Below are 20,583 nucleotides of genomic sequence, written 5' to 3'. Positions count from 1 at the left end.
AGGCGCAGAAGAAGGCCAGCGGCGAGAGCTGGAGCTACCGCGACGAAGACGGCACCCTGCTGGGTCAGAAGGTCACGCCGCTGGACCGCGTGGGCATCTACGTGCCCGGCGGCAAGGCGGCCTATCCCAGCAGCGTGCTGATGAACGCCATCCCCGCCCATGTGGCCGGGGTGGGCGAGATCATCATGGTCGTGCCCACACCGCGTGGCGAGAAGAACCCGCTGGTGTTGGCCGCCGCCTACGTGGCTGGCGTCACGCGCGCCTTCACCATCGGCGGCGCGCAGGCCGTGGCCGTGCTGGCCTACGGCACGGCCACCGTGCCCAAGGTCGACAAGATCACCGGCCCGGGCAACGCCTACGTGGCCAGCGCCAAGAAGCGGGTGTTCGGTGTGGTTGGCATCGACATGATCGCCGGCCCGAGCGAAATCCTGGTGTTGGCCGACGGCAGCACACCGGCCGACTGGGTGGCGATGGACCTGTTCAGCCAGGCCGAACACGACGAACTCGCGCAGAGCATCCTGCTGTGCCCGGATGCGGCGTACATCGACGCCGTGCAGGCCGCCATTGACCGCCTGCTGCCCACCATGCCGCGCGCGGCCATCATCGCCAAGAGCCTGAACGACCGCGGCGCGCTGATCCAGACGCGCGACATGGAAGAGGCCTGTGCCATCAGCAACCGCATCGCGCCCGAGCACCTGGAGGTGTCGAGCAGTGAGCCGCACCGCTGGGAGCCGCTGCTCAAGCACGCCGGCGCCATCTTCCTCGGTGCCTACACCAGCGAAAGCCTGGGCGACTACTGCGCCGGCCCCAACCACGTGCTGCCCACCAGCGGCACGGCCCGTTTTTCCTCACCGCTGGGTGTCTACGACTTCCAGAAGCGCAGCAGCTTGATCGAGGTCAGCGCCGCAGGCGCCCAGACACTGGGTGCCATCGCCGCCGAACTGGCCTATGGCGAACGCCTGCAGGCCCACGCGCGTGCGGCAGAGCTGCGTTTGAACGAAGTCCCCCCCATGCGAGTCGCGAAATGAACGCCATGAACACCCCCAACCCGCTGCGCTTCATCCGCCAGGACATCCAGTCCATGCACGCCTACGCCATCCAGGAATCGGCCGGCATGGTCAAGCTGGATGCGATGGAGAACCCGTTTTCGCTGTCGCCTGAACTGCAACAGAAGCTGGGCGAACGGCTCGGCGCTGTCGCCATCAACCGCTACCCCGGTGGCCGCATCGACGAGCTGAAGCAGGCGCTCGCGCACTATGTGGACCTGCCCGACGGTTTTGGCCTGATGCTGGGCAACGGCTCGGACGAGCTGATCTCGCTGCTGGCCATGGCTTGCGACGTGCCCGGTGCGTCCGTCCTGGCGCCCATGCCCGGCTTCGTGATGTACGCCATGGGCGCACAGCTGCAGGGCCTGGCCTTCCACGGCGTGCCGCTCACCGCCGATTTCGAGCTGGACGAAGCCGCCATGCTGGCCGCGCTGCGCGAACACCAGCCCGCCATCACCTACATCGCCTACCCGAACAACCCCACCGCCAACCTCTGGGACGCAGGCGTCATTCGCCGCCTGATTGCCGAGGCCGCCACGTTCGGCGGTCTGGTGGTGATGGACGAGGCCTACCAGCCCTTCTCCAGCCGCAGCTGGCTCGACGAGATCCGCACCAACCCGGTGGCGAACGCCAACGTGCTGCTCATGCGCACGCTCTCCAAGTTCGGGCTGGCCGGTGTGCGCCTGGGCTACATGCTGGGGGCCCAGACCCTGGTGCACGAGGTGGACAAGCTGCGCCCGCCCTACAACGTGAGCGTGCTCAACGCCGAATGCGCACTGTTCGCGCTGGAGCACGCCGATGTGTTCGCGCAGCAGGCGGCGCAGATCCGCGAACAGCGGGCGGTGCTGATCGACGCGCTGGCCCGGATGCCGGGGGTGACGCCGTTCCCCAGCGACGCCAACATGGTGCTGGCGCGTGTGCCCGATGCACAACGCTGCTTCGACGGCCTGAAGGCGCGCGGCATTCTGGTCAAGAATGTTTCTAAAATGCACCCATCGCTGGCCAACTGCCTGCGCCTCACGGTGGGCACCCCCGCCGAGACCGCACAACTGATCAGCGCCCTGCAACAAACCCTATGACCGTCATGTCCCCCGTTTCCCCTGCCGCTGCCGCCGACCGAGTGGCCGACGTCCAGCGCAACACCGCGGAAACGCAGATCAGCGTGCGCATCAACCTTGACGGTTCGGGTGCGTCCAAGCTGTCCACCGGCATCGGGTTCTTTGACCACATGCTCGATCAGATCGCCCGTCACGGGCTGATCGATCTGGACATCAACGCCCAGGGCGACCTGCACATCGACGGTCACCACACGGTGGAAGACGTGGGCATCACGCTCGGGCAGGCCTTCGCCAAGGCCGTGGGCGACAAGAAGGGCATCCGCCGCTACGGCCACGCCTACGTGCCGCTGGACGAGGCGCTGTCGCGCGTCGTCATCGATTTCTCGGGCCGTCCGGGCCTGCACATGCGCGTGCCGTTCAAGAGCGGCATGGTCGGCGGCTTCGACACCCAGCTCGCCTTCGAATTCTTCCAGGGCTTCGTGAACCACGCCGGCGTGACCCTGCACATCGACAACCTGCACGGCGAGAACGCCCACCACCAGGCCGAGACGGTGTTCAAGGCCTTCGCCCGCGCCCTGCGCATGGCCCTGGAGCGCGACCCGCGCATGGGCGACGTGATTCCCTCGACCAAAGGTTCGCTGTAACCCCTTCCCGGCCATGAAACGCAAGACAGTCGCCGTGGTGGACTACGGCAGCGGCAACCTGCGCTCCGTGTCGCAGGCCGTGCAACATGTGGCACGCACCGAAGACGTGGAGGTGCTGGTCACCTCGCGTGCGCAAGACGTGTTCGACGCCGACCGTGTGGTGTTGCCCGGTCAAGGCCACATGGCCGACTGCATGAGCGAGCTCGCCGCCTCCGGACTGAAAGACGCCGTGCTGCACGCGGCAGCCAACAAGCCGCTGTTCGGCGTGTGCGTGGGCATGCAGATGCTGCTTGACCGCAGCGAGGAAGGTCCGACCGACGGACTGGGCCTGATTGCCGGCGAAGTGGTGCGCTTTCGGCTGGAAGGCCGTCTACAGGCCGATGGCAGCCGATTCAAGGTGCCGCAGATGGGCTGGAACCCGGTGTTCCACGAATTGGGGCGCCCGGTGCACCCGCTGTGGGCCGGCATCGGGGATGGCTCCTATTTTTATTTCGTGCACAGCTTTTATGCTCGCCCCGCCCAGGCCTTGCACTGCGTGGGCGAAGCCGACTATGGTGGCCGCTTCGCCGCCGCCATTGCCCGCGACAACATCTTTGCCACCCAGTTTCACCCCGAGAAAAGCGCCGACCAGGGGCTGGCGCTCTACCGCAACTTCCTCTCCTGGAAACCCTAGGCCTTTCACCACACCATCATGCTGCTGATTCCTGCCATTGATCTGAAAGACGGCCAGTGCGTTCGCCTCAAACAGGGCGACATGGACCAATCCACGGTGTTCGGAGAAGACCCGGCGGCCATGGCCCGCAACTGGGTCAACAAGGGCGCGCGCCGCGTGCACCTGGTGGACCTGAATGGTGCCTTTGCCGGCAAGCCCAAGAACGAGCAGGCCATCCGTGCCATCTTGAAAGAAGTGGGTTCCGAGGTGGACGTGCAGCTGGGCGGCGGCATTCGCGATCTGGACACCATCGAGCGCTACCTGGATGCCGGCCTGCGCTACGTGATCATCGGCACCGCCGCCGTGAAGAACCCGGGCTTTCTGCAGGATGCCTGCACCGCGTTCGGCGGCCACATCATCGTGGGCCTGGACGCCAAGGACGGCAAGGTCGCCACCGACGGCTGGAGCAAGCTCACGGGCCACGAGGTGGTGGATCTGGGCAAGAAGTTCGAAGACTACGGCGTCGAATCCATCATCTACACCGACATCGGCCGCGACGGCATGCTGAGTGGCATCAACATCGAAGCGACGGTCAAGCTGGCGCAGGCCTTGTCCATTCCCGTGATCGCCTCGGGTGGCCTGTCGAACATGGACGACATCCGCCAGCTGTGTGACGTGGAAGACGAGGGCGTCGAAGGCGTGATCTGCGGCCGCTCGATCTACAGCGGTGATCTGGACTTCGAAGCCGCGCAGCGGCTGGCCGACGAATTGAACGGCTGAGCATGCTCGCCAAACGCATCATTCCCTGCCTGGACGTGACCGGTGGCCGCGTGGTCAAGGGTGTCAATTTCGTGGAGCTGCGCGACGCGGGCGATCCGGTGGAGATCGCGGCGCGCTACAACGAGCAGGGCGCCGACGAACTCACGTTCCTCGACATCACCGCCACCAGCGACGGGCGCGACCTGATCCTGCACATCATCGAGGCCGTGGCCTCGCAGGTGTTCATTCCGCTCACGGTCGGCGGTGGTGTGCGCACGGTGGAAGACGTGCGCCGCCTGCTCAACGCGGGCGCGGACAAGACCAGCTTCAACTCGGCGGCGATCGCCAACCCGCAGGTCATCCGCGACGCGTCCGACAAATACGGTGCACAGTGCATCGTGGTGGCCATCGATGCGAAGCGCCGCTTCGGCGATGACCTGGCCTTGCGCGGCGAAGGCTGGGACGTTTACAGCCACGGCGGCCGCAAGAACACCGGACTCGATGCCGTGGTCTGGGCCAGGCAGATGGCTGAGTACGGCGCGGGCGAGATCCTGCTCACCAGCATGGACCGCGACGGCACCAAGTCGGGCTTCGATCTTGCGCTGACGCGCGCCGTGGCCGATGCGGTGGAGGTGCCGGTCATCGCCTCTGGCGGAGTGGGCAACCTTGATCACCTGGCCGACGGCGTGCAGCAGGGCGGGGCGGACGCGGTGCTGGCCGCCAGCATCTTCCACTACGGTGAGTACACCGTCGCGCAGGCCAAGCAACGCATGGCCGAACGCGGTATTCCGGTCAGGCTTTGACATGACAACCGACTGGCTTGATGCCATCCAATGGGACGCGCAGGGCCTGGTGCCTGTGATCGCGCAGGAAGTCGCCACGGGCGACGTGCTGATGTTCGCGTGGATGAACCGTGAGGCGTTGCAGAAAACCGCCGAGCTGGGACGCGCCGTCTACTTCAGCCGCTCGCGCAACAGGCTTTGGTTCAAGGGCGAGGAGTCGGGGCACGTGCAGACCGTGCACGACATCCGCCTCGACTGCGACAACGACGTCGTGCTGCTCAAGGTGACCCAGCTGGGGCACGAACCCGGTATCGCCTGCCACACCGGACGTCACAGCTGCTTTTACCAGCGCCATGAAAACGGCCATTGGCACGCGGTCGATCCGGTGCTCAAGGACCCTGAATCCATCTACAAGTGAGTTCCATGTCTGACACCGATGCGCTCGCGCGCCTGGCCGCCGTCATCGAAAGCCGCAAGCCGGCCAACGGCGGTGACCCCGAGAAGAGCTACGTCGCCCGCTTGCTGCACAAGGGCCCGGACGCGTTCCTGAAGAAGATCGGTGAAGAAGCCACCGAAGCCGTGATGGCCGCGAAGGACTGTGATCACGGTGGTGATCGGCAGAAGCTGGTGAACGAGGTGGCCGATCTCTGGTTCCACTGCATGATCGCGCTGGCGCACTACGGCAAGACGCCCTCCGATGTGGTGGATGAACTCTCGCGGCGTGAAGGTCTGAGTGGCTTGGAAGAGAAAGCGCTGCGCAAGGCGGTGGCTCGCGAAGCCGAGTCCAAATCCTGAAAGGAAGCGACATGAGCGACATCATCGACGTGAAAGCCATTGACAGCGAGAAGGCCGAGTCCCTCAAGACTGTGGGTTGGGTCAGCTACCTGCTGCATCTGGTGGTGGCCGTGGCGGCGGTGGTTCCTGGCGCCCAGGTGGGTGCGGGCCTGCTGATCGTCGCGCTGATCATCGACCTGGTGAAGAAGGGCGACGCCGAAGGCACTTGGCAGGCCAGTCATTTTGCTTGGCGCATCCGCACGGTGATCTGGGCCGGTGTGCTCTACGTGCTCACCTTCCCGCTGTTTCTGCTCTTGTACTTGCCTGGCGCCATCGCCTGGGCGGTCATCTCGATCTGGTTCCTCTACCGCATCGTCAAAGGCATGGTGCGCATGAACGCCAGCCAGGCCATGCCTGATTGAACACCATCACCAACATGAGCGCACACGATCCCAACTGCATCTTCTGCAAGATCATCGCCGGCCAGATTCCATCGAAAAAGGTGTATGAGGACGAAGATCTTTACGCCTTTCACGACATCAACCCCTGGGCCCCGGTGCACTTTCTCATCGTGCCCAAGCAGCACATCGCCTCGATGGCCCATCTCGCGCCTGAGCATGAGCGTCTGATGGGGCGACTGATGGTCCTGGCGCCGAAGCTGGCGCTCGAACAGGGCTGCAACCCCTACCCCGACGGGGGCTTTCGCATGGTCTGCAACACCGGTGCAGAAGGAGGGCAGGAGGTTCAGCACCTGCACTGGCACGTGATGGGGGGGCCGCGCCCCTGGCTGCGCGGTTGAACCATTCACCGGGGCTTAGAATCAGACACTCGGCGCTTCGCGCTGCACTTCCCTGTTTCTGGAGATATTCATGGGCTCATTTTCCATTTGGCACTGGCTGATCGTTCTGTTGATCGTGGTGATGGTGTTCGGCACGAAGAAGCTCAAGAACATCGGTTCTGATCTGGGCGGTGCGGTCAAGGGCTTCAAGGATGGCATCAAGGACGGTGGCCAGTCCGCCACCGAATCGGCATCGACGCCTGCTGGGCAGGTCACGCAAGACGTTCGCAGTGAGAAGAACACGATCGACGTCGAAGCCAAGCAGAAGAGCTGAATGCCTGAGGCCGTTGACCGCTGCTTTGCTGACCTTTTCAGGACCGGTCTCCCGGGTCCTTTTGGTGCGGACAACACATGATTGATCTCGGTATTTCGAAGCTGGCCCTGATCGGTGCTGTGGCGCTGTTGGTGATTGGCCCGGAGAAGCTTCCTCGGGTGGCGCGCACCGTGGGTGCCTTGCTGGGTAAAGCCCAGCGCTATGTCGCTGACGTCAAGGCCGAGGTCAACCGTTCGATGGACCTCGAAGAACTCAGGAAGATGAAGGACTCGGTCGAGAGCGCTGCGCGGGATGTTGAAACCTCGGTGAGCACCGGCGCCAACGATTTCGAGAAGTCGTGGTCCGAGGCCACCAACGGACTGGATAGCACATCGTCCACGGACCATGACGATGCCCTCAGCCGACTCGGCTCCGACCTTTATCCGAGCTACAAGCATCCTGGGAAGAACTGGCGGATCAAGCAAAAAGCCATGCCACAGTGGTACAAGGCCCGAGCAGGTGTGCGCACACGCACACAATCAGGCGCGGCCCGCGTGGCCCGTTTCCGGCCCCGTTCCACTTCTCTTCCCCGCTGATGTCCGACACCGACAAATCCACCGACGAGCTCGCCGGTACAGAGCAGCCTTTTGTCCAGCACCTCATGGAGCTGCGTGATCGCTTGCTCTACGGCATGGTGGGGCTGGGCATTTGCATGGCCCTCCTCGCGTTCTGGCCTGGTCCGAGTGGCCTGATCGACCTGATCGCGGTGCCGATCCGTGCCCACATGCCGCCGGATGCGAAACTGATTGCGGTGGGTGTGTTCTCACCTTTTTTCATTCCACTGAAGGTGCTGGCCATGGCCGCACTGCTGCTGTCGCTGCCATGGTGGATGTACCAGGTCTGGGCCTTTGTCGCACCGGGTCTCTACAGCCACGAAAAGCGTTTTGCGGTGCCGCTGATCATTCTGGGCAGCTTGCTGGCCTATGTGGGTATCGCTTTCGTGCAGTTTTTCGTGCTCGACAAGATGTTCGGGTTCATCCAGCAGTTCACCCCCAAGAGCGTGGCTGCGACACCGGACATCGCCTCTTATGTGGAAGCGATTTTGTCGCTGTACCTAGCCTTTGGCCTGGCCTTTCAGGTGCCGATTGTGGTGGTCTTGCTGGTGAAGATGAAGATGGTGACCGTCAAGCAGCTCAAGGAATTCCGTGGCTACTTCATCGTCGTGGCCTTCATCGTCGCCGCTGTCGTGACGCCGCCCGACGTGATTTCGCAGCTGGCGTTGGCCGTGCCGATGTGCGTGCTGTACGAGCTGGGCATCTGGGGCTCGCAGTGGTTCATTCGAAACACCGCGGCACCTGAAGAGCCCGCAAACAGCGCAGCGAGCTGAGCGTTCGATCTCGTGGAGAGGTTCAGCGGTTCGCCTGCCGTTTCGGCAAGTTGCGCTTACCGGGCGTGACGTTCACGCTGAGCTTGGTTTCTTTTCTCACCAGTTCCAGTTTGGCCGGGGCGTCGGGGGTGAGTGCGGCAACCGCCGAGAGCAGTTGTGCGACGTTGCCCACGGGCTCGCCCGCCACATGGGTGACCACATCGCCAGGTCGAATGCCCGCTTGAGCAGCAGGGCCGTTCTGCAACACGCCTGTGATGATGACGCCGGAGCCCGGGGTGACAGCGAAACTCTCGGCCAGTTCCGGCGTCAGGTCCTGTGGCTCAACGCCAATCCATCCCCGCGTCACTTTCCCGTCGCGCACGATGGCGTCCATCACGCTGCGTGCGGTGGAGGTGGGGATGGCAAAGCCGATGCCCATGGATCCGCCGGAGCGGGAGTAGATGGCGGTGTTGATGCCCATGAGGTGGCCGTTGATGTCCACCAGCGCTCCGCCCGAGTTGCCTGGGTTGATGGCCGCATCGGTCTGGATGAAATTCTCGAAGGTGTTGATGCCCAGCTGGGTGCGACCCAATGCACTGACGATGCCGCTGGTCACAGTCTGACCAACGCCGAAAGGGTTGCCGATCGCCAGCACCTGGTCGCCAATGGACAGCGCATCCGAATTGCCGAGCGTGATCACGGGCATGCCGGTCAGTTCGACCTTGAGAATGGCAAGATCGGTTTCAGGGTCGGTGCCGATCACCTGCGCGGCACTTTTGCGACCATCGTTGAGGATGACCTCGATCTGATCGGCTTCCTCAATGACGTGGTTGTTGGTCAGGATGTAGCCGGCCGGGCTGACGATCACGCCCGAACCGAGTCCCGCCTGGGGCTGTCCCTGATTTTGTTCGCCGAAGAAAAAACGGAACCACGGGTCGTTGCTCTGGGGGGCATTTTCAGGGGCCTTGCTGGTGTTGATGCTGACCACCGCCGGAGAGGCGGCCTTGGCGGCTTCGCGCAGGCTGTTGGTCGCTGGCGCACCACTGCCCGGAAGCGCCGAGCCGGTCGACTCGACAACGGGAACCAGCGTGGGCAGCACGGAACGGCGGTTGAGCCATTCAGGCTTGAGTGTGGCCACCACGAACAGGGCCGCCAGCAACACGGTGACGGATTGGGCAAAAAGCAGCCAGATGCGTTTCATGAGAAAGAGGTTTCGGTTGTGCGTGAGCGCCACGGGGGCCGTGAAGCCCTTGTGAGTTTGCATTGTCCTGCATATGGTTGCGGCTTTTGGGCGTTCAAGCCGATTGACCCAGGTCAAGGCGTTTCTGTCGCATCGGCGGTGCAATGGACATCTGTTCACCAAGACTGGAGCGCACGATGAAAGCCATCGCCGACCTTTTTTCCACCGACTATGGCCTGTTCAGCATTGCCGGTATCACCTTCATGATCGGGATGGCCATCTGGTTCTATCGCTTCTTCAACCGCAAGATGGAAGAGTCGGAGCGCGCTCAGCGCGCGAAGGGCTGACCGGACCCATCCATTCGCGCATGGCGGGAGTGCTGCGCCAAGGCCATGGAGCGGTGACAGAATAGGGCGGTAACGTCGGAAGCACTTGGCGTGCTTTTGCTCAATCCTGCCTTGCTGGCTCCCGCTCATGACCATTCATGCACCCACGTCGGGCAGCGTTGCCCGCGAAACCCTGCTCGCTGCGTTTGACGCGCTGCTGCAACCGGCCCTGTTCAAAGATCACGGTCCCAACGGTCTGCAGGTCGAAGGGCGTCCCAGGGTGCACAAGGTGGTCAGTGGTGTGACGGCCAGCCTAGCCTTGATCGACGCGGCCATCGAGGTGGGCGCCGATGCGCTCTTCGTCCACCACGGGTTGTTCTGGCGTGGCCAGGACGGTCGAGTCACCGGCTGGATGAAGCAGCGCCTTGCCCGGTTGCTGGCACACGACATCAACCTCTTCGCCTACCACCTGCCGTTGGACGCTCATCCCTCGCTGGGCAACAACGCTCAACTGGCTCAACGGCTCGGTGTGACTTTGCTGGACCCTGCGGAGGGTCGCTTTGGCGATCAGTCCTTGGGGTTTCTTGGGCAGTGTGCCAGTGCCTCGGCGGCCCAGCTGGCAGACCACGTGCAAGCGGTCCTGGGCCGGTCTGTGACGCTGGTTGGAGACGTTGATCGCCCGATGCGTCGAGTGGCTTTGTGTACCGGTGGTGCACAAGGGTATTTTGAAGCCGCCATTGCGGCCGGTGTGGATGTGTTCATCACTGGGGAAATCTCCGAACCGCAGGCCCACTATGCCCGGGAAAGTGCTGTGGCCTACATCGCCTGCGGGCACCACGCGTCTGAGCGTTATGGTGCCCCTGCCGTGGCCGCGCATGTGGCCGATCAATTGGGTATCGAACATCTCTTCATCGACATCCCCAATCCAGCCTGAGACATGACCCACAAGCCAAACTCGTCAGGGCGACCGGTGATCATCACCATGGGTGATCCGGCGGGCATTGGTCCGGAAATCATTGCCCGCGCCTTGCGCGAGCGACCGGAACTCTGTGGCCAGGTTCTGGTGGCGGCTGACATCCCCACCCTTCGGCGCGCCATCGAAGTGACCCGTGCTCTTGATGCCACGAAGGATAAGCCACCACTGCTGGAAGAGATCGTTGACGTTGCCGCCTGGGCCAAGGCACCTGCCGATCGTTTGTGTGCGGTACAAGCCTGCGTTCTGTTGGAGCCGGTTCCGTGGGGGGAGATCAGCGGGGCTGCGGGACGTGCAGCGGCTGACTGCATTGCGTATGCCGCGCAACTGGTCTTGAGCGGCAAGGCGCGAGCCATGGTGACGGCGCCGGTTCACAAGGAGGCGCTGTCAGCGGCCGGACTCACCCATCCCGGGCACACCGAGTTTCTGCAGGCCTTGTCGGCGGAGCATGCCGGTGTGATGCTGGACCAGATGCCTGTGCGCATGATGCTCAGCAGCCCGTGTCTCTCTACCGTGCTCGTCAGCATTCATGTGTCGCTGCGGGAGGCGCTGGAAGCGGTCACGCAGGCACGTGTGCTCGAAACCATTCGCATCACGGCCGCCCATTTTCTGCGCAGCGGCATGCCGCAGGCCCGAATCGCGGTGGCGGCGCTGAACCCCCATGCGGGTGAAGGCGGTCTTTTCGGGCGAGAGGAGATCGACATCATCTCGCCAGCCATTGCCCAGGCAAAAGAGTTGGGGCTGAATGTGAGCGGTCCGCACGCGCCCGACACGGTGTTCATGAGGGCACGTCAACGCGAGTTCGATGTGGTGGTGGCGATGTACCACGACCAAGGGCTCATCCCCGTGAAGCTGTTGGGGTTGGAGCACGGGGTGAACACCACATTGGGGTTGCCGCTGATTCGCACCAGTCCCGATCACGGCACGGCGTTCGATCTGGCGGGTACCGGGAGGGCCAGTGCGGCCAGCCTGCTGGCGGCCATCGATGCGGCCATGCGCATGAGCGTTGGGCCAGGCCCATCGCCATAGAAAAAGCCGCCGCAACCTGGGAGTCGCAGCGGCTTTGGCGGTTGAAGCGCTCGGCGTTACTTGCGCAGGCTGTCCCGGATTTCGCGAAGCAGCAACACATCTTCTGCCGGCGCTGCGGGTGCCGCAGGAGGTGCTTCCCGCTTCATTCGGTTCATCTGCTTGACCATCATGAAGATGATGAAGGCCAGAATGACAAAGTTCAGGGCGATGGTGATGAAGTTGCCATACGCCAGCACCGCCCCTGCCTTCTTGGCCTCCGCCAGTGACAGACCCGCTGCCTGACCCGCCAACGCGATGTAGTAGCTGGAGAAGTCCAGGCCGCCGAAGATTTTGCTGACAACGGGCATGATCAGATCCCCGACGATGGAATCGACAATCTTGCCGAATGCCCCGCCAATGATCACGCCGACAGCCAGATCCATCACGTTGCCTTTGAGGGCAAATTCCTTGAATTCCTGCATCACTGCCATGGGTTACTCCTGTATTTTGGTTTGCCTGCCTCAGGGCCTGCGGCACGGTCCGCGGATTCTCGCACAGACCACATAAGTATTACCCGCGGCTGACGGGGTAGGAAGAGGCTTTGCCAACGAGCCCGTGGGCCTGGCGCGCTGCCCCTGAAACCGGGAAAGGCCTTGTAACGCTCCGGTACAATACAGGGTTGACCCTACGATCCTGTCTCGAACCGTCTTTGAAAGATCCCCATGAGTGAAGCAACCGTCGCTGCGACCGTGGACAACAGTCGCCGAACCTGGCTGATCACTTCCTGCGCCATGGGTGGCGTGGGAGCAGCCGCTGTCGCCGTTCCCTTTGTGAGCAGTTTCCAGCCCTCGGAGCGCGCCAAGGCCGCTGGCGCGGCGGTGGAAGTGGACATTTCCACGCTTCAGCCCGGCGAAAAGCGTGTGGTGGAGTGGCGTGGCAAGCCTGTGTGGATCATGCGCCGCAGCGAGCAGCAACTGGCGGATCTGGAAAAAGTCGAGCCCCAATTGGCAGATCCCAAGTCGGAGCGCAAGGCGTTCCCGACCCCCGAATACGCTCAAAACCGCCATCGCTCGATCAAGGCGGACGTCTTTGTCGGTGTGGGCATTTGCACCCACCTCGGGTGTTCGCCTGGGGACAAGTTCACGCCAGGTCCTCAACCCTCTTTGCCGGATGACTGGGCAGGTGGCTTCCTCTGTGCCTGTCATGGCTCCACGTTCGACCTGGCTGGCCGCGTGTTCAAGAACAAGCCGGCACCTGACAACCTTGAAGTGCCGCCGCATTACTACGTGTCCGACACCACGTTGTTGATCGGCGAAGACAAAAAGGCCTGACCTGCTCATTGCAGGCATCCCGACCACAGAGGCATTCCATGGCTGAATTCAAAGAAATCTCTCCCGACGCACCGTTGGCTCAGAAGACGCTGAACTGGATCGACAACCGGTTCCCGCTCTCCAAGCTCTTCAACGAGCACATGGCCGAGTACTACGCACCGAAAAACTTCAACTGGTGGTACATCTTCGGTTCGCTGGCCCTGCTGGTGCTGGTGATCCAGATCGTGACCGGTATTTTCCTGGTGATGCATTTCAAGCCCGATGCCAACCTCAACGCCGCTGGCGTGCCGGTGGCATTCGCTTCGGTCGAGTACATCATGAGAGATGTGCCCTGGGGCTGGTTGATCCGCTACATGCACTCCACCGGTGCGTCGGCTTTCTTCGTGGTGGTCTATCTGCACATGTTCCGTGGGTTGATCTACGGTTCTTACCGCAAGCCACGTGAACTGGTCTGGGTGTTCGGTTGTGGCATCTTCCTGGTGTTGATGGCCGAAGCGTTCATGGGTTACCTGTTGCCTTGGGGGCAGATGTCGTATTGGGGTGCCCAGGTGATCGTGAATCTGTTCTCTGCAATTCCTTTTGTGGGTCCGGATCTGGCGCTGCTGATCCGGGGTGACTATGTGGTGGGCGATGCCACGCTGAACCGCTTCTTCAGCTTCCACGTGATTGCCGTGCCGCTGGTGCTGTTGGGTCTGGTGGTTGCGCACATCATTGCGCTGCACGAAGTCGGCTCCAACAACCCCGACGGTGTGGAGATCAAGGCCACCAAAGATGCTAACGGCATTCCCCTGGATGGTGTTCCGTTCCATCCTTACTACAGCGTGCACGACATCTTTGGCGTGTCGTTGTTCCTGATGGTGTTCTCCGCCATCGTGTTCTTTGCGCCAGAGTTGGGCGGCTACTTCCTGGAGTTCAACAACTTCATCCCCGCCGACCCACTGGTGACGCCTTTGCACATTGCGCCGGTCTGGTACTTCACGCCGTTCTATTCCATGCTGCGTGCCATCACCAGTCAGATGATGTATGCGTTGATCGCCTGCGTTCTCTTGGCGGCCTTGTTTGGCGTTCTGAAGACCAAGCTCAACGTCATGTTCAAAGGCGCTTTGCTGGGTGCAGCGGTGGTCACCGTCGCATTGATGCTGGCCATCGATGCCAAGTTCTGGGGTGTGGTGGCCATGGGTGGCGCGGTCGTGATCCTGTTTTTCCTGCCTTGGCTGGACAACAGCCCGGTCAAGTCGATCCGTTACCGCCCGAGCTGGAACAAATGGCTTTACACCGTGTTTGTCATCAACTTCCTGATCCTGGGTTACCTGGGTGTGCAGCCTCCATCGCCGGTGGGTGAGCGCGTGTCGCAGGTGGGTACGCTGTTCTACTTTGGCTTCTTCCTGCTGATGCCCTGGTGGAGTCGCCTGGGTGAATTCAAGCCGGTGCCCAGCCGCGTCACCTTCAAGCCCCACTGAGCCCCATCCGGAGAGTCAAACAAATGAAAAAAGTCCTTTTGGGCCTGTTGATGGCCGTGGGGTTGAGTGGCGCCGCACTCGCTGCTGGAGCCAGCTTCCCTCTTGACAAAGCACCTCAGCGCACTAACGACATGGCCGCCTTGCAGAACGGCGCCAAACTGTTTGTCAACTACTGCCTGAGTTGCCATTCAGCCTCGTTCATGCGCTACAACCGCTTGCGTGACATTGGCCTGAACGACAAGCAGATTGCCGAGAACCTGACCTTTGCCACCGACAAGATCGGTGACACCATGAAGGCTTCCATCGATCCCAAGCAAGCCAAGGCCTGGTTCGGTGCCAATCCTCCCGACCTGACGCTGGTGGCGCGTTCGCGCTCCAGCAGCGCCGGCACGGGTGCTGACTACATCTACACGCTGCTGCGCAATTACTATCGCGATGACACCAAGCCGACGGGCTGGAACAACCTCGTGTTCCCCAACATTGGCATGCCTCATCCGTTGTGGGAGTTGCAGGGTGAGCGCAAGCCCGTGTACGAAAAGCACGACAGCCACGGTCACGAGGTGCAGCTGCTGAAAGGCTGGGAGCCGGTCAAGACCGGCACCATGAGCCAGGACCAGTACGATCAGAACGTCGGTGACTTGGTGGCCTATCTGCAGTGGATGGCCGAACCGGCGCAGAACAGTCGCGTGCGCATTGGTGTGTGGGTGCTCCTGTTCCTTGCCGCCTTCACGTTGGTGGCTTGGCGCATGAACGCTGCCTTCTGGAAAGACATCAAGTAAACCCCCTTCAAAACGCACGGGTACCTCCTGGGCGTTTTGGAGATTTCACAGTGGTTTGTTGCTCCGCGAATCGGCGGTAGGGCAAACCACTGTTTTGTATTGAGGAGACTCCACAATGATGGTCTTGTACTCGGGCACGACTTGCCCCTATTCCCACCGCTGCCGCTTCGTCTTGTTTGAAAAAGGCATGGATTTTGAGATCCGCGATGTTGACCTTTACAACAAGCCTGAAGACATCAGCGTCATGAACCCCTATGGGCAGGTGCCCATTCTGGTTGAGCGTGACCTCATCCTGTATGAGTCGAACATCATCAATGAATACATTGACGAGCGCTTCCCGCATCCGCAACTCATGCCTGGTGACCCGGTGGACCGCGCCCGCGTTCGCCTGTTTCTGTTGAACTTCGAAAAAGAACTCTTCACCCATGTCTCGGTGCTGGAGTCTCGCACCAGCAAAGGCAATGACAAGGCCCTTGAGAAAGCGCGTGCGCACATTCGCGACCGCCTGACACAGCTTGCCCCGGTGTTCCTGAAGAACAAGTTCATGCTGGGCGACAACTTCTCCATGCTGGATGTGGCGATCGCTCCCTTGCTGTGGCGCCTCGATTTCTATGGTATTGAACTGAGCAAAAACGCGGCACCGCTGCTCAAATACGCAGAGCGCATTTTTTCGCGGCCAGCCTACATCGAGGCTCTGACACCGTCAGAAAAAGTCATGCGCAAGTAAGGGATTGCGATGATGGATCCCCTTTGGGTTCATCATTGCGCCTGACCGCAACACAGCGACCATGAATCTTCCTGATCGAGATACGCCCTCCACCCGCCCTTACCTCATTCGCGCCCTGCACGAATGGTGCATGGACAACGGGTTTGCGCCGCACATCGCGGTGCATGTGGATGCCTCTGTTCAGGTCCCGCAGGAGTTTGTGAAGAACGGCGAGATCGTTCTCAATGTCAGTTTTGATGCCACCAGCTCCCTGCGCTTGGGAAACGACTTTATCGAGTTCAAGGCACGCTTTGGTGGGGTTGCAAGAGACATCGTGGTTCCCGTGACACATGTCGTCGCGATCTATGCCCGTGAAAATGGACAGGGCATGGCGTTTCCTGCGCCCGTGATTTCCAGCATGCGATCCGCAATCAGTCCGGCGGCTGAACCCGTCTCTCCGTCGGACGCCGCCGTGCGCAGCCCTTTGAGAGCTGTTCCCAGTGAAGTGACGGCTTCCTCTTCTGCGGAGCCGGGAGATGAGCCTCCGCACGATGGTCCTGGCAAGGGTGGTCCGAGGCCTCAACTCAAGCGAGTCAAGTAAAATCCGCTACAGGTTTCGCCGCTTTAGCTCAGTTGGTAGAGCACTCGCCTTGTAAGCGATAGGTCGTCTGTTCGAGTCAGACAAGCGGCACCACAAACTGCAGGGAAGCGCTTCATCGTTCCTGCGTTTGGATTTTCAGGCGAATCGAGGTAACCTGCGCACCGTTTTGCGTCAGTTCCTGCTGCAAAGCGGGCAACAGCTGTCGCAACTTGGTCGAAGCTGCGCCACTGCCCACCAGCAAGCACCATTCGCCGTCTTCAATCGGGCCCGCTTGGACCTGTCGTTGCAGGGGGACAGGAATCAGGTGCCTTACCTGATTCAAGCAGTGGGTGGAAGCCCGGATGCGTTCTTGCAATGCCGCCAGACTGGGTGCTGCTCCCACTGCCTGTTCGAGGCTGAACGTGTTGCGGGATGGGCTGTAGGCTGTCATGGCGGGGTCGGCTACAGGTGTGGCCCATGGCCGTTTCTAAAGGTGAAACTGTGCACATCATTATCACGGATGCTTGGTTAGCGAAGAGCCGCGCGATGCACCTCAGTGGCATCAAACTGGCGGGTATCGCCGTCCTGACATCGTTGCTGGTGATGCTGGGTTCCGTTGCGGCGTACCACTGGGTGTTTTTGCAAGGGGTACGACAAGGGTGGCTGGGTTTTGGACCTGTTGCTCGTCTGGTGACTCAGGGCGAAGTCGATTCCAAAGAGCTCTACATGCGGGAAAACCTCGACGCCATGGCGCGAAAGCTCGGGGAGATGCAGGCGCGCATGATGCAGATCGAATCATTGGGTGAGCGAGTGGCCGGTCTGGCCGGTCTCAAGCCGGAAGAGTTCAAGTTGAATCCGACACCAGGGTCGGGCGGCGCACTTGTCGCCGGCAGGGATCTCGGCCTGACGGAATTGACGCAAGCCATGGAACAGCTTGATCGTGCCAGCGGATCGGGGGTCGACTGGTTGACCGTGGTCGAATCCCGGTTGTTCGACCAGAAGATCCAGCGCACGATGGTGCCCACCGAGGAGCCGGTGTCGGGTGGGCGAGTGGGGTCACCCTTCGGATTCCGCATCGATCCCATCACGGGTCGTTCGGCGTTGCACACGGGCCTGGATTTCCCAGCCGACATCGGCACGCCAATCCTTGCTGCGGCTGGTGGCGTGGTCGTGGTCCAGGAGATTCACCCGGCCTACGGGAACATGGTTGAAGTGGATCACGGCAACGACCTGATCACGCGCTATGCGCACAGCTCGCGCGTTCTGGTCAAGAAGGGGGACATCGTCAAGCGGGGCCAGAGAATCGCTGAAGTGGGTTCGACCGGTCGATCAACGGGTCCCCACTTGCACTTTGAAGTGTGGGTGAGCGGGGTGCCTCAAGACCCTGCTCGCTTCCTGGCTGCCGGTGAAACCCTGGCAGCTGCACAGCTTGTTCCGGGTGCCCGGCGCAAGCCCTGAAGGTGCTCCCGGGGTGCCGGGTAAAATCGTGATTTTGCTCTTGAATCAGCAGCGTTCGTCGGCACCTTCCTTGTGGCCGCCTAACCGCTCAGGCTGGCGGGAGATTAACGAGTTTTTTGCCTGGCCGGACGGTTGTCCGGCACCGGGCTGCACCTATGGCCACAAACATCCTCACCAAAATATTTGGTAGCCGCAACGACCGGTTGCTCAAGACCTACCGCAAAACGGTGGAGCACATCAATGGTCTGGAACCCCAGTTTGAAAAGTTCACCGATGAGGAGCTGAAGGCGCAGACCGAGACCTTCAAGCGGCGCGTTGCCGAAGGGGCCTCGCTGGAGTCCATCCTTCCAGAGGCGTTTGCCGTCGTGCGTGAGGCCAGCAAGCGCGTGATGAAGATGCGTCACTTTGACGTGCAGATGGTGGGTGGACTGGCCCTGCACCATGGCAAGGTGGCGGAGATGCGGACCGGTGAGGGCAAGACCTTGACCGCAACGCTGCCCGTGTACCTCAACGCGTTGACCGGCAAGGGTGTGCACGTCGTGACGGTGAACGACTACCTGGCCAGTCGCGATGCGCAGTGGATGGGACGGCTCTACAACTTCCTGGGGCTGACCGTGGGCATCAACCTGCCGCAAGCCCCACGCGAAGACAAGCAAGCCGCTTACGGCGCAGACATCACCTACGGGACCAACAACGAGTACGGTTTCGACTACCTCCGTGACAACATGGTGTACGAGGCAGCCGACCGGGTGCAGCGCAGCCTGAACTATGCGATCGTGGACGAGGTGGACTCGATCCTGATCGATGAGGCGCGCACGCCGCTGATCATCAGTGGGCAGGCCGAAGACCAGACGCCGGTTTACAACGCCATCAAGCAGCTGATCCCGCACCTGACCCGCCAAGTGGGTGAAGCCGATCCGCGCACCGGGGAGGGCGTGATCACACCCGGTGATTTCACGGTCGACGAGAAGGCGCATTCCATTCACATGACGGAGCAGGGCCACGAAAACGCCGAGCGCCTGCTCAGCCAGGCTGGTCTGTTGCCCGAAGGCGCTTCGTTGTACGACCCCGCCAACATCGCACTGATGCACCACCTGGTGACGTCGCTCAAGGCCCACCACCTCTATCACCGTGATCAGCACTATGTGAACCAGGGTGGCGAGATTGTCATCGTGGACGAGTTCACCGGGCGCCTCATGTCGGGTCGCCGCTGGAGTGATGGCTTGCACCAGGCGGTTGAGGCCAAGGAAGGTGTTGCCATCCAGCCTGAAAACCAGACGATGGCGTCGATCACGTTCCAGAACTACTTCCGCCTTTACAGCAAGCTCTCCGGCATGACGGGCACGGCGGACACCGAAGCCTACGAGTTTCAGGAAATCTACGGCCTGGAGACGGTGGTGATTCCGCCCAACCGGGTCAGCAAACGTACCGATCAGCTCGACCGCGTGTACAAGACGACCAAAGAAAAGTACGTCGCTGCGATCCAGGACATCCGCGAGTGTCACGAGCGCGGTCAACCGGTGCTGGTGGGCACCTCGTCGATTGAGAACTCTGAAATCATTGCCGAGTTGCTGGTGGCCGAGAAGCTGCCCCACGAAGTGCTGAACGCCAAACAGCACGCCCGTGAAGCGGACATCATCGTGCAGGCGGGTCGCCCGGGAGCGATCACGATCGCCACCAACATGGCGGGGCGCGGCACCGACATCGTGCTCGGCGGCAACCTGGAAAAAATGAGCGCTGCCATCGAGTCCGACGAGTCGCTGGATGAAGCGACCAAGTCGTCGCGCATCGACGCCCTTCGCCAGCAGTGGCAGCAGGACCACGACAAGGTGAAGTCGCTGGGAGGCCTTCGCATCATTGCCACGGAACGCCACGAAAGCCGCCGCATCGACAACCAGCTGCGCGGCCGTTCGGGTCGCCAGGGTGACCCGGGGTCGTCGCGCTTTTACCTGAGCCTGGACGATTCGCTGATGCGCATCTTCGCTGGCGACAAGGTGCGGGCCATCATGGACCGCTTGAAGATGCCCGAGGGCGAGGCGATCGAGGCCGGCATTGTCACGCGCAGCATTGAAAGCGCCCAGCGCAAGGTGGAAGCGCGCAACTTCGACATCCGCAAACAGCTGTTGGAATACGATGACGTGTCGAACGACCAGCGCAAGGTCATCTACCAACAACGCAATGACATTCTGGACGCGCAAAGTTTGCGCGCTCAGATCGACTCGCTGCGTGAAGGCTGTTTCACCGATCTGGTTCACCAGTTCGTGCCTGAGGGCAGCGTGGAAGAGCAGTGGGACCTGCCGGGGCTGGAGCGGGTGCTGCGCGAAGAGTGGTCGGTGGACGTCCCTGTGACTTCATGGGTGTCGGATGCGGAGTCCATGGACGTCGATGAGGTGGTGGCGCGCGTGCTGGCGGCATCGAAGCAGGTGTTCGATGACAAGGTGGCGCAGGTGGGTGACGAGAATTTCACCCAGTTCGAGCGCATGGTGCTGCTGCAGACCATTGACAGCCAGTGGCGTGACCACCTGTCGGCGCTGGACTACCTGCGCCAGGGCATTCACCTGCGCGGCTACGCGCAGAAGCAGCCCAAGCAGGAATACAAGCGCGAAGCCT

Annotated in this window: 26 protein-coding genes and 1 tRNA gene; 24 read left to right on the top strand and 3 right to left on the bottom strand. The window is 61.7% G+C overall.

From position 1 onward, the window contains the following. The 13 genes from hisD to tatC all read left to right on the top strand — a co-directional run. The coding region (hisD, locus tag IV088_RS24825; RefSeq protein ID WP_291107367.1) for a histidinol dehydrogenase at positions 1 to 1,028 on the top strand (1,028 nt) is incomplete at its 5' end. Further along, positions 1,025 to 2,125, top strand: coding sequence for a histidinol-phosphate transaminase (gene hisC, locus IV088_RS24820; protein WP_291107364.1), 1,101 nt, complete (start codon positions 1,025 to 1,027; stop codon positions 2,123 to 2,125). The genes hisD and hisC, both read left to right, overlap by 4 nt. A 5-nt stretch (positions 2,126 to 2,130) precedes the next feature. Next, complete coding sequence (hisB, locus tag IV088_RS24815) at positions 2,131 to 2,748, top strand: imidazoleglycerol-phosphate dehydratase HisB (RefSeq protein ID WP_291107362.1); 618 nt, start codon at positions 2,131 to 2,133, stop codon at positions 2,746 to 2,748. A gap of 13 nt (positions 2,749 to 2,761) precedes the next feature. Beyond that, positions 2,762 to 3,421 carry an imidazole glycerol phosphate synthase subunit HisH gene (gene hisH / locus IV088_RS24810; RefSeq protein ID WP_291091118.1) on the top strand — a complete coding sequence of 220 codons (660 nt, stop codon included), beginning with the start codon at positions 2,762 to 2,764 and terminating at the stop codon, positions 3,419 to 3,421. An 18-nt stretch (positions 3,422 to 3,439) separates the two neighbouring features. Next, a complete protein-coding gene (gene hisA, locus IV088_RS24805; RefSeq protein ID WP_291107359.1) occupies positions 3,440 to 4,180 on the top strand; it encodes a 1-(5-phosphoribosyl)-5-[(5-phosphoribosylamino)methylideneamino]imidazole-4-carboxamide isomerase in 741 nt (246 codons plus the stop codon). A gap of 2 nt (positions 4,181 to 4,182) precedes the next feature. Beyond that, positions 4,183 to 4,962 (top strand): imidazole glycerol phosphate synthase subunit HisF, encoded by a 780-nt coding sequence (gene hisF, locus IV088_RS24800; RefSeq protein ID WP_291107356.1) that lies wholly within the window; start codon positions 4,183 to 4,185, stop codon positions 4,960 to 4,962. Between the two features lies 1 nt (position 4,963). Continuing rightward, positions 4,964 to 5,359 carry a phosphoribosyl-AMP cyclohydrolase gene (gene hisI / locus IV088_RS24795; protein ID WP_291107354.1) on the top strand — a complete coding sequence of 132 codons (396 nt, stop codon included), beginning with the start codon at positions 4,964 to 4,966 and terminating at the stop codon, positions 5,357 to 5,359. Positions 5,360 to 5,364: 5 nt separating this feature from the next. Beyond that, positions 5,365 to 5,736, top strand: coding sequence for a phosphoribosyl-ATP diphosphatase (locus tag IV088_RS24790; protein ID WP_291107352.1), 372 nt, complete (start codon positions 5,365 to 5,367; stop codon positions 5,734 to 5,736). An 11-nt stretch (positions 5,737 to 5,747) separates the two neighbouring features. Continuing rightward, positions 5,748 to 6,137 (top strand): hypothetical protein, encoded by a 390-nt coding sequence (locus tag IV088_RS24785; protein ID WP_291107350.1) that lies wholly within the window; start codon positions 5,748 to 5,750, stop codon positions 6,135 to 6,137. A 14-nt stretch (positions 6,138 to 6,151) separates the two neighbouring features. After that, complete coding sequence (locus IV088_RS24780) at positions 6,152 to 6,514, top strand: histidine triad nucleotide-binding protein (protein WP_291107348.1); 363 nt, start codon at positions 6,152 to 6,154, stop codon at positions 6,512 to 6,514. 70 nt (positions 6,515 to 6,584) lie between these two features. Next, the gene (gene tatA / locus IV088_RS24775; RefSeq protein WP_291107347.1) at positions 6,585 to 6,827 is read left to right on the top strand and encodes a Sec-independent protein translocase subunit TatA; all 243 of its coding nucleotides are present in this window, start codon (positions 6,585 to 6,587) and stop codon (positions 6,825 to 6,827) included. Between the two features lie 77 nt (positions 6,828 to 6,904). Beyond that, complete coding sequence (locus IV088_RS24770) at positions 6,905 to 7,402, top strand: twin-arginine translocase TatA/TatE family subunit (RefSeq protein ID WP_291107345.1); 498 nt, start codon at positions 6,905 to 6,907, stop codon at positions 7,400 to 7,402. Continuing rightward, positions 7,402 to 8,193, top strand: a complete 792-nt coding sequence (gene tatC, locus IV088_RS24765; protein ID WP_291107343.1) for a twin-arginine translocase subunit TatC — start codon at positions 7,402 to 7,404, stop codon at positions 8,191 to 8,193. Before IV088_RS24770 ends, tatC begins: the two co-directional genes overlap by 1 nt. A gap of 22 nt (positions 8,194 to 8,215) precedes the next feature. On the opposite strand, the gene IV088_RS24760 is transcribed toward tatC, so the two are convergent. Then, positions 8,216 to 9,373 (bottom strand): trypsin-like peptidase domain-containing protein, encoded by a 1,158-nt coding sequence (locus tag IV088_RS24760; protein ID WP_291107370.1) that lies wholly within the window; start codon positions 9,371 to 9,373, stop codon positions 8,216 to 8,218. A 176-nt stretch (positions 9,374 to 9,549) separates the two neighbouring features. Between IV088_RS24760 and IV088_RS24755 the strand changes: the two genes are divergently transcribed. The 3 genes from IV088_RS24755 (at position 9,550) to pdxA (ending at position 11,680) form a co-directional block, all read left to right on the top strand. Further along, entirely contained in the window at positions 9,550 to 9,699 is a 150-nt protein-coding gene (locus IV088_RS24755) for a DUF3149 domain-containing protein (protein ID WP_291107341.1), read from the top strand. Positions 9,700 to 9,826: 127 nt separating this feature from the next. Further along, entirely contained in the window at positions 9,827 to 10,612 is a 786-nt protein-coding gene (locus tag IV088_RS24750; protein ID WP_291107339.1) for a Nif3-like dinuclear metal center hexameric protein, read from the top strand. Positions 10,613 to 10,615: 3 nt separating this feature from the next. Further along, a complete protein-coding gene (pdxA, locus tag IV088_RS24745; RefSeq protein WP_291107337.1) occupies positions 10,616 to 11,680 on the top strand; it encodes a 4-hydroxythreonine-4-phosphate dehydrogenase PdxA in 1,065 nt (354 codons plus the stop codon). Positions 11,681 to 11,736: 56 nt separating this feature from the next. Here the strand turns inward: pdxA and mscL are convergent, their stop codons facing one another. Continuing rightward, entirely contained in the window at positions 11,737 to 12,150 is a 414-nt protein-coding gene (mscL, locus tag IV088_RS24740; RefSeq protein WP_291107335.1) for a large conductance mechanosensitive channel protein MscL, read from the bottom strand. Positions 12,151 to 12,381: 231 nt separating this feature from the next. Here mscL and petA point away from each other — a divergent pair, with 231 nt between their 5' ends. The 6 genes from petA to IV088_RS24710 all read left to right on the top strand — a co-directional run bounded on the left by petA (position 12,382) and on the right by IV088_RS24710 (position 16,629). Beyond that, on the top strand, positions 12,382 to 12,990 hold the full coding sequence (gene petA / locus IV088_RS24735) for a ubiquinol-cytochrome c reductase iron-sulfur subunit (RefSeq protein WP_291107333.1): 609 nt from the start codon (positions 12,382 to 12,384) through the stop codon (positions 12,988 to 12,990). A 38-nt stretch (positions 12,991 to 13,028) separates the two neighbouring features. Further along, a complete protein-coding gene (locus IV088_RS24730; RefSeq protein WP_291107330.1) occupies positions 13,029 to 14,450 on the top strand; it encodes a cytochrome b N-terminal domain-containing protein in 1,422 nt (473 codons plus the stop codon). Between the two features lie 23 nt (positions 14,451 to 14,473). Continuing rightward, on the top strand, positions 14,474 to 15,229 hold the full coding sequence (locus IV088_RS24725; RefSeq protein WP_291107328.1) for a cytochrome c1: 756 nt from the start codon (positions 14,474 to 14,476) through the stop codon (positions 15,227 to 15,229). 115 nt (positions 15,230 to 15,344) lie between these two features. Beyond that, positions 15,345 to 15,956 carry a glutathione S-transferase N-terminal domain-containing protein gene (locus IV088_RS24720; RefSeq protein WP_077327661.1) on the top strand — a complete coding sequence of 204 codons (612 nt, stop codon included), beginning with the start codon at positions 15,345 to 15,347 and terminating at the stop codon, positions 15,954 to 15,956. 61 nt (positions 15,957 to 16,017) lie between these two features. Continuing rightward, positions 16,018 to 16,536, top strand: coding sequence for a ClpXP protease specificity-enhancing factor (locus tag IV088_RS24715; RefSeq protein WP_291107322.1), 519 nt, complete (start codon positions 16,018 to 16,020; stop codon positions 16,534 to 16,536). 17 nt (positions 16,537 to 16,553) lie between these two features. Further along, a tRNA-Thr gene (locus tag IV088_RS24710) sits at positions 16,554 to 16,629 on the top strand. 19 nt (positions 16,630 to 16,648) lie between these two features. On the opposite strand, the gene IV088_RS24705 is transcribed toward IV088_RS24710, so the two are convergent. After that, a complete protein-coding gene (locus IV088_RS24705; protein WP_291107319.1) occupies positions 16,649 to 16,966 on the bottom strand; it encodes a DciA family protein in 318 nt (105 codons plus the stop codon). 26 nt (positions 16,967 to 16,992) lie between these two features. On the opposite strand from IV088_RS24705, the gene IV088_RS24700 reads away from it, so the two are divergent. Next, positions 16,993 to 17,973, top strand: a complete 981-nt coding sequence (locus tag IV088_RS24700) for a M23 family metallopeptidase (RefSeq protein ID WP_291107316.1) — start codon at positions 16,993 to 16,995, stop codon at positions 17,971 to 17,973. Between the two features lie 155 nt (positions 17,974 to 18,128). Next, positions 18,129 to 20,583, top strand: a 2,455-nt coding sequence (gene secA / locus IV088_RS24695) for a preprotein translocase subunit SecA (RefSeq protein WP_291107313.1), incomplete at its 3' end; no start/stop codon positions are given.

The organism is Hydrogenophaga sp. (assembly GCF_018780075.1).
Lineage (GTDB): Bacteria > Pseudomonadota > Gammaproteobacteria > Burkholderiales > Burkholderiaceae_C > Hydrogenophaga.
Note: the sequence above shows the minus strand (reverse complement) of the source record. Positions and strands in the feature narration are given on the sequence as shown.

What these genes read in the sequence shown, in the direction of transcription:
- IV088_RS24770 (WP_291107345.1), top strand. Translation starts at nt 6,905, where the DNA reads ATGATTGATCTCGGTATTTCGAAGCTGGCCCTGATCGGTGCTGTGGCG.
- IV088_RS24730 (WP_291107330.1), top strand. Translation starts at nt 13,029, where the DNA reads ATGGCTGAATTCAAAGAAATCTCTCCCGACGCACCGTTGGCTCAGAAG.
- mscL (WP_291107335.1), bottom strand. Translation starts at nt 12,150, where the DNA reads ATGGCAGTGATGCAGGAATTCAAGGAATTTGCCCTCAAAGGCAACGTG.
- petA (WP_291107333.1), top strand. Translation starts at nt 12,382, where the DNA reads ATGAGTGAAGCAACCGTCGCTGCGACCGTGGACAACAGTCGCCGAACC.
- tatA (WP_291107347.1), top strand. Translation starts at nt 6,585, where the DNA reads ATGGGCTCATTTTCCATTTGGCACTGGCTGATCGTTCTGTTGATCGTG.
- IV088_RS24715 (WP_291107322.1), top strand. Translation starts at nt 16,018, where the DNA reads ATGAATCTTCCTGATCGAGATACGCCCTCCACCCGCCCTTACCTCATT.
- IV088_RS24705 (WP_291107319.1), bottom strand. Translation starts at nt 16,966, where the DNA reads ATGACAGCCTACAGCCCATCCCGCAACACGTTCAGCCTCGAACAGGCA.
- tatC (WP_291107343.1), top strand. Translation starts at nt 7,402, where the DNA reads ATGTCCGACACCGACAAATCCACCGACGAGCTCGCCGGTACAGAGCAG.
- pdxA (WP_291107337.1), top strand. Translation starts at nt 10,616, where the DNA reads ATGACCCACAAGCCAAACTCGTCAGGGCGACCGGTGATCATCACCATG.
- hisB (WP_291107362.1), top strand. Translation starts at nt 2,131, where the DNA reads ATGTCCCCCGTTTCCCCTGCCGCTGCCGCCGACCGAGTGGCCGACGTC.
- IV088_RS24700 (WP_291107316.1), top strand. Translation starts at nt 16,993, where the DNA reads ATGGCCGTTTCTAAAGGTGAAACTGTGCACATCATTATCACGGATGCT.
- IV088_RS24725 (WP_291107328.1), top strand. Translation starts at nt 14,474, where the DNA reads ATGAAAAAAGTCCTTTTGGGCCTGTTGATGGCCGTGGGGTTGAGTGGC.
- IV088_RS24760 (WP_291107370.1), bottom strand. Translation starts at nt 9,373, where the DNA reads ATGAAACGCATCTGGCTGCTTTTTGCCCAATCCGTCACCGTGTTGCTG.
- IV088_RS24790 (WP_291107352.1), top strand. Translation starts at nt 5,365, where the DNA reads ATGTCTGACACCGATGCGCTCGCGCGCCTGGCCGCCGTCATCGAAAGC.
- IV088_RS24780 (WP_291107348.1), top strand. Translation starts at nt 6,152, where the DNA reads ATGAGCGCACACGATCCCAACTGCATCTTCTGCAAGATCATCGCCGGC.
- hisA (WP_291107359.1), top strand. Translation starts at nt 3,440, where the DNA reads ATGCTGCTGATTCCTGCCATTGATCTGAAAGACGGCCAGTGCGTTCGC.
- IV088_RS24720 (WP_077327661.1), top strand. Translation starts at nt 15,345, where the DNA reads ATGATGGTCTTGTACTCGGGCACGACTTGCCCCTATTCCCACCGCTGC.
- hisH (WP_291091118.1), top strand. Translation starts at nt 2,762, where the DNA reads ATGAAACGCAAGACAGTCGCCGTGGTGGACTACGGCAGCGGCAACCTG.
- hisC (WP_291107364.1), top strand. Translation starts at nt 1,025, where the DNA reads ATGAACGCCATGAACACCCCCAACCCGCTGCGCTTCATCCGCCAGGAC.
- hisF (WP_291107356.1), top strand. Translation starts at nt 4,183, where the DNA reads ATGCTCGCCAAACGCATCATTCCCTGCCTGGACGTGACCGGTGGCCGC.
- IV088_RS24750 (WP_291107339.1), top strand. Translation starts at nt 9,827, where the DNA reads ATGACCATTCATGCACCCACGTCGGGCAGCGTTGCCCGCGAAACCCTG.
- IV088_RS24755 (WP_291107341.1), top strand. Translation starts at nt 9,550, where the DNA reads ATGAAAGCCATCGCCGACCTTTTTTCCACCGACTATGGCCTGTTCAGC.
- hisI (WP_291107354.1), top strand. Translation starts at nt 4,964, where the DNA reads ATGACAACCGACTGGCTTGATGCCATCCAATGGGACGCGCAGGGCCTG.
- IV088_RS24785 (WP_291107350.1), top strand. Translation starts at nt 5,748, where the DNA reads ATGAGCGACATCATCGACGTGAAAGCCATTGACAGCGAGAAGGCCGAG.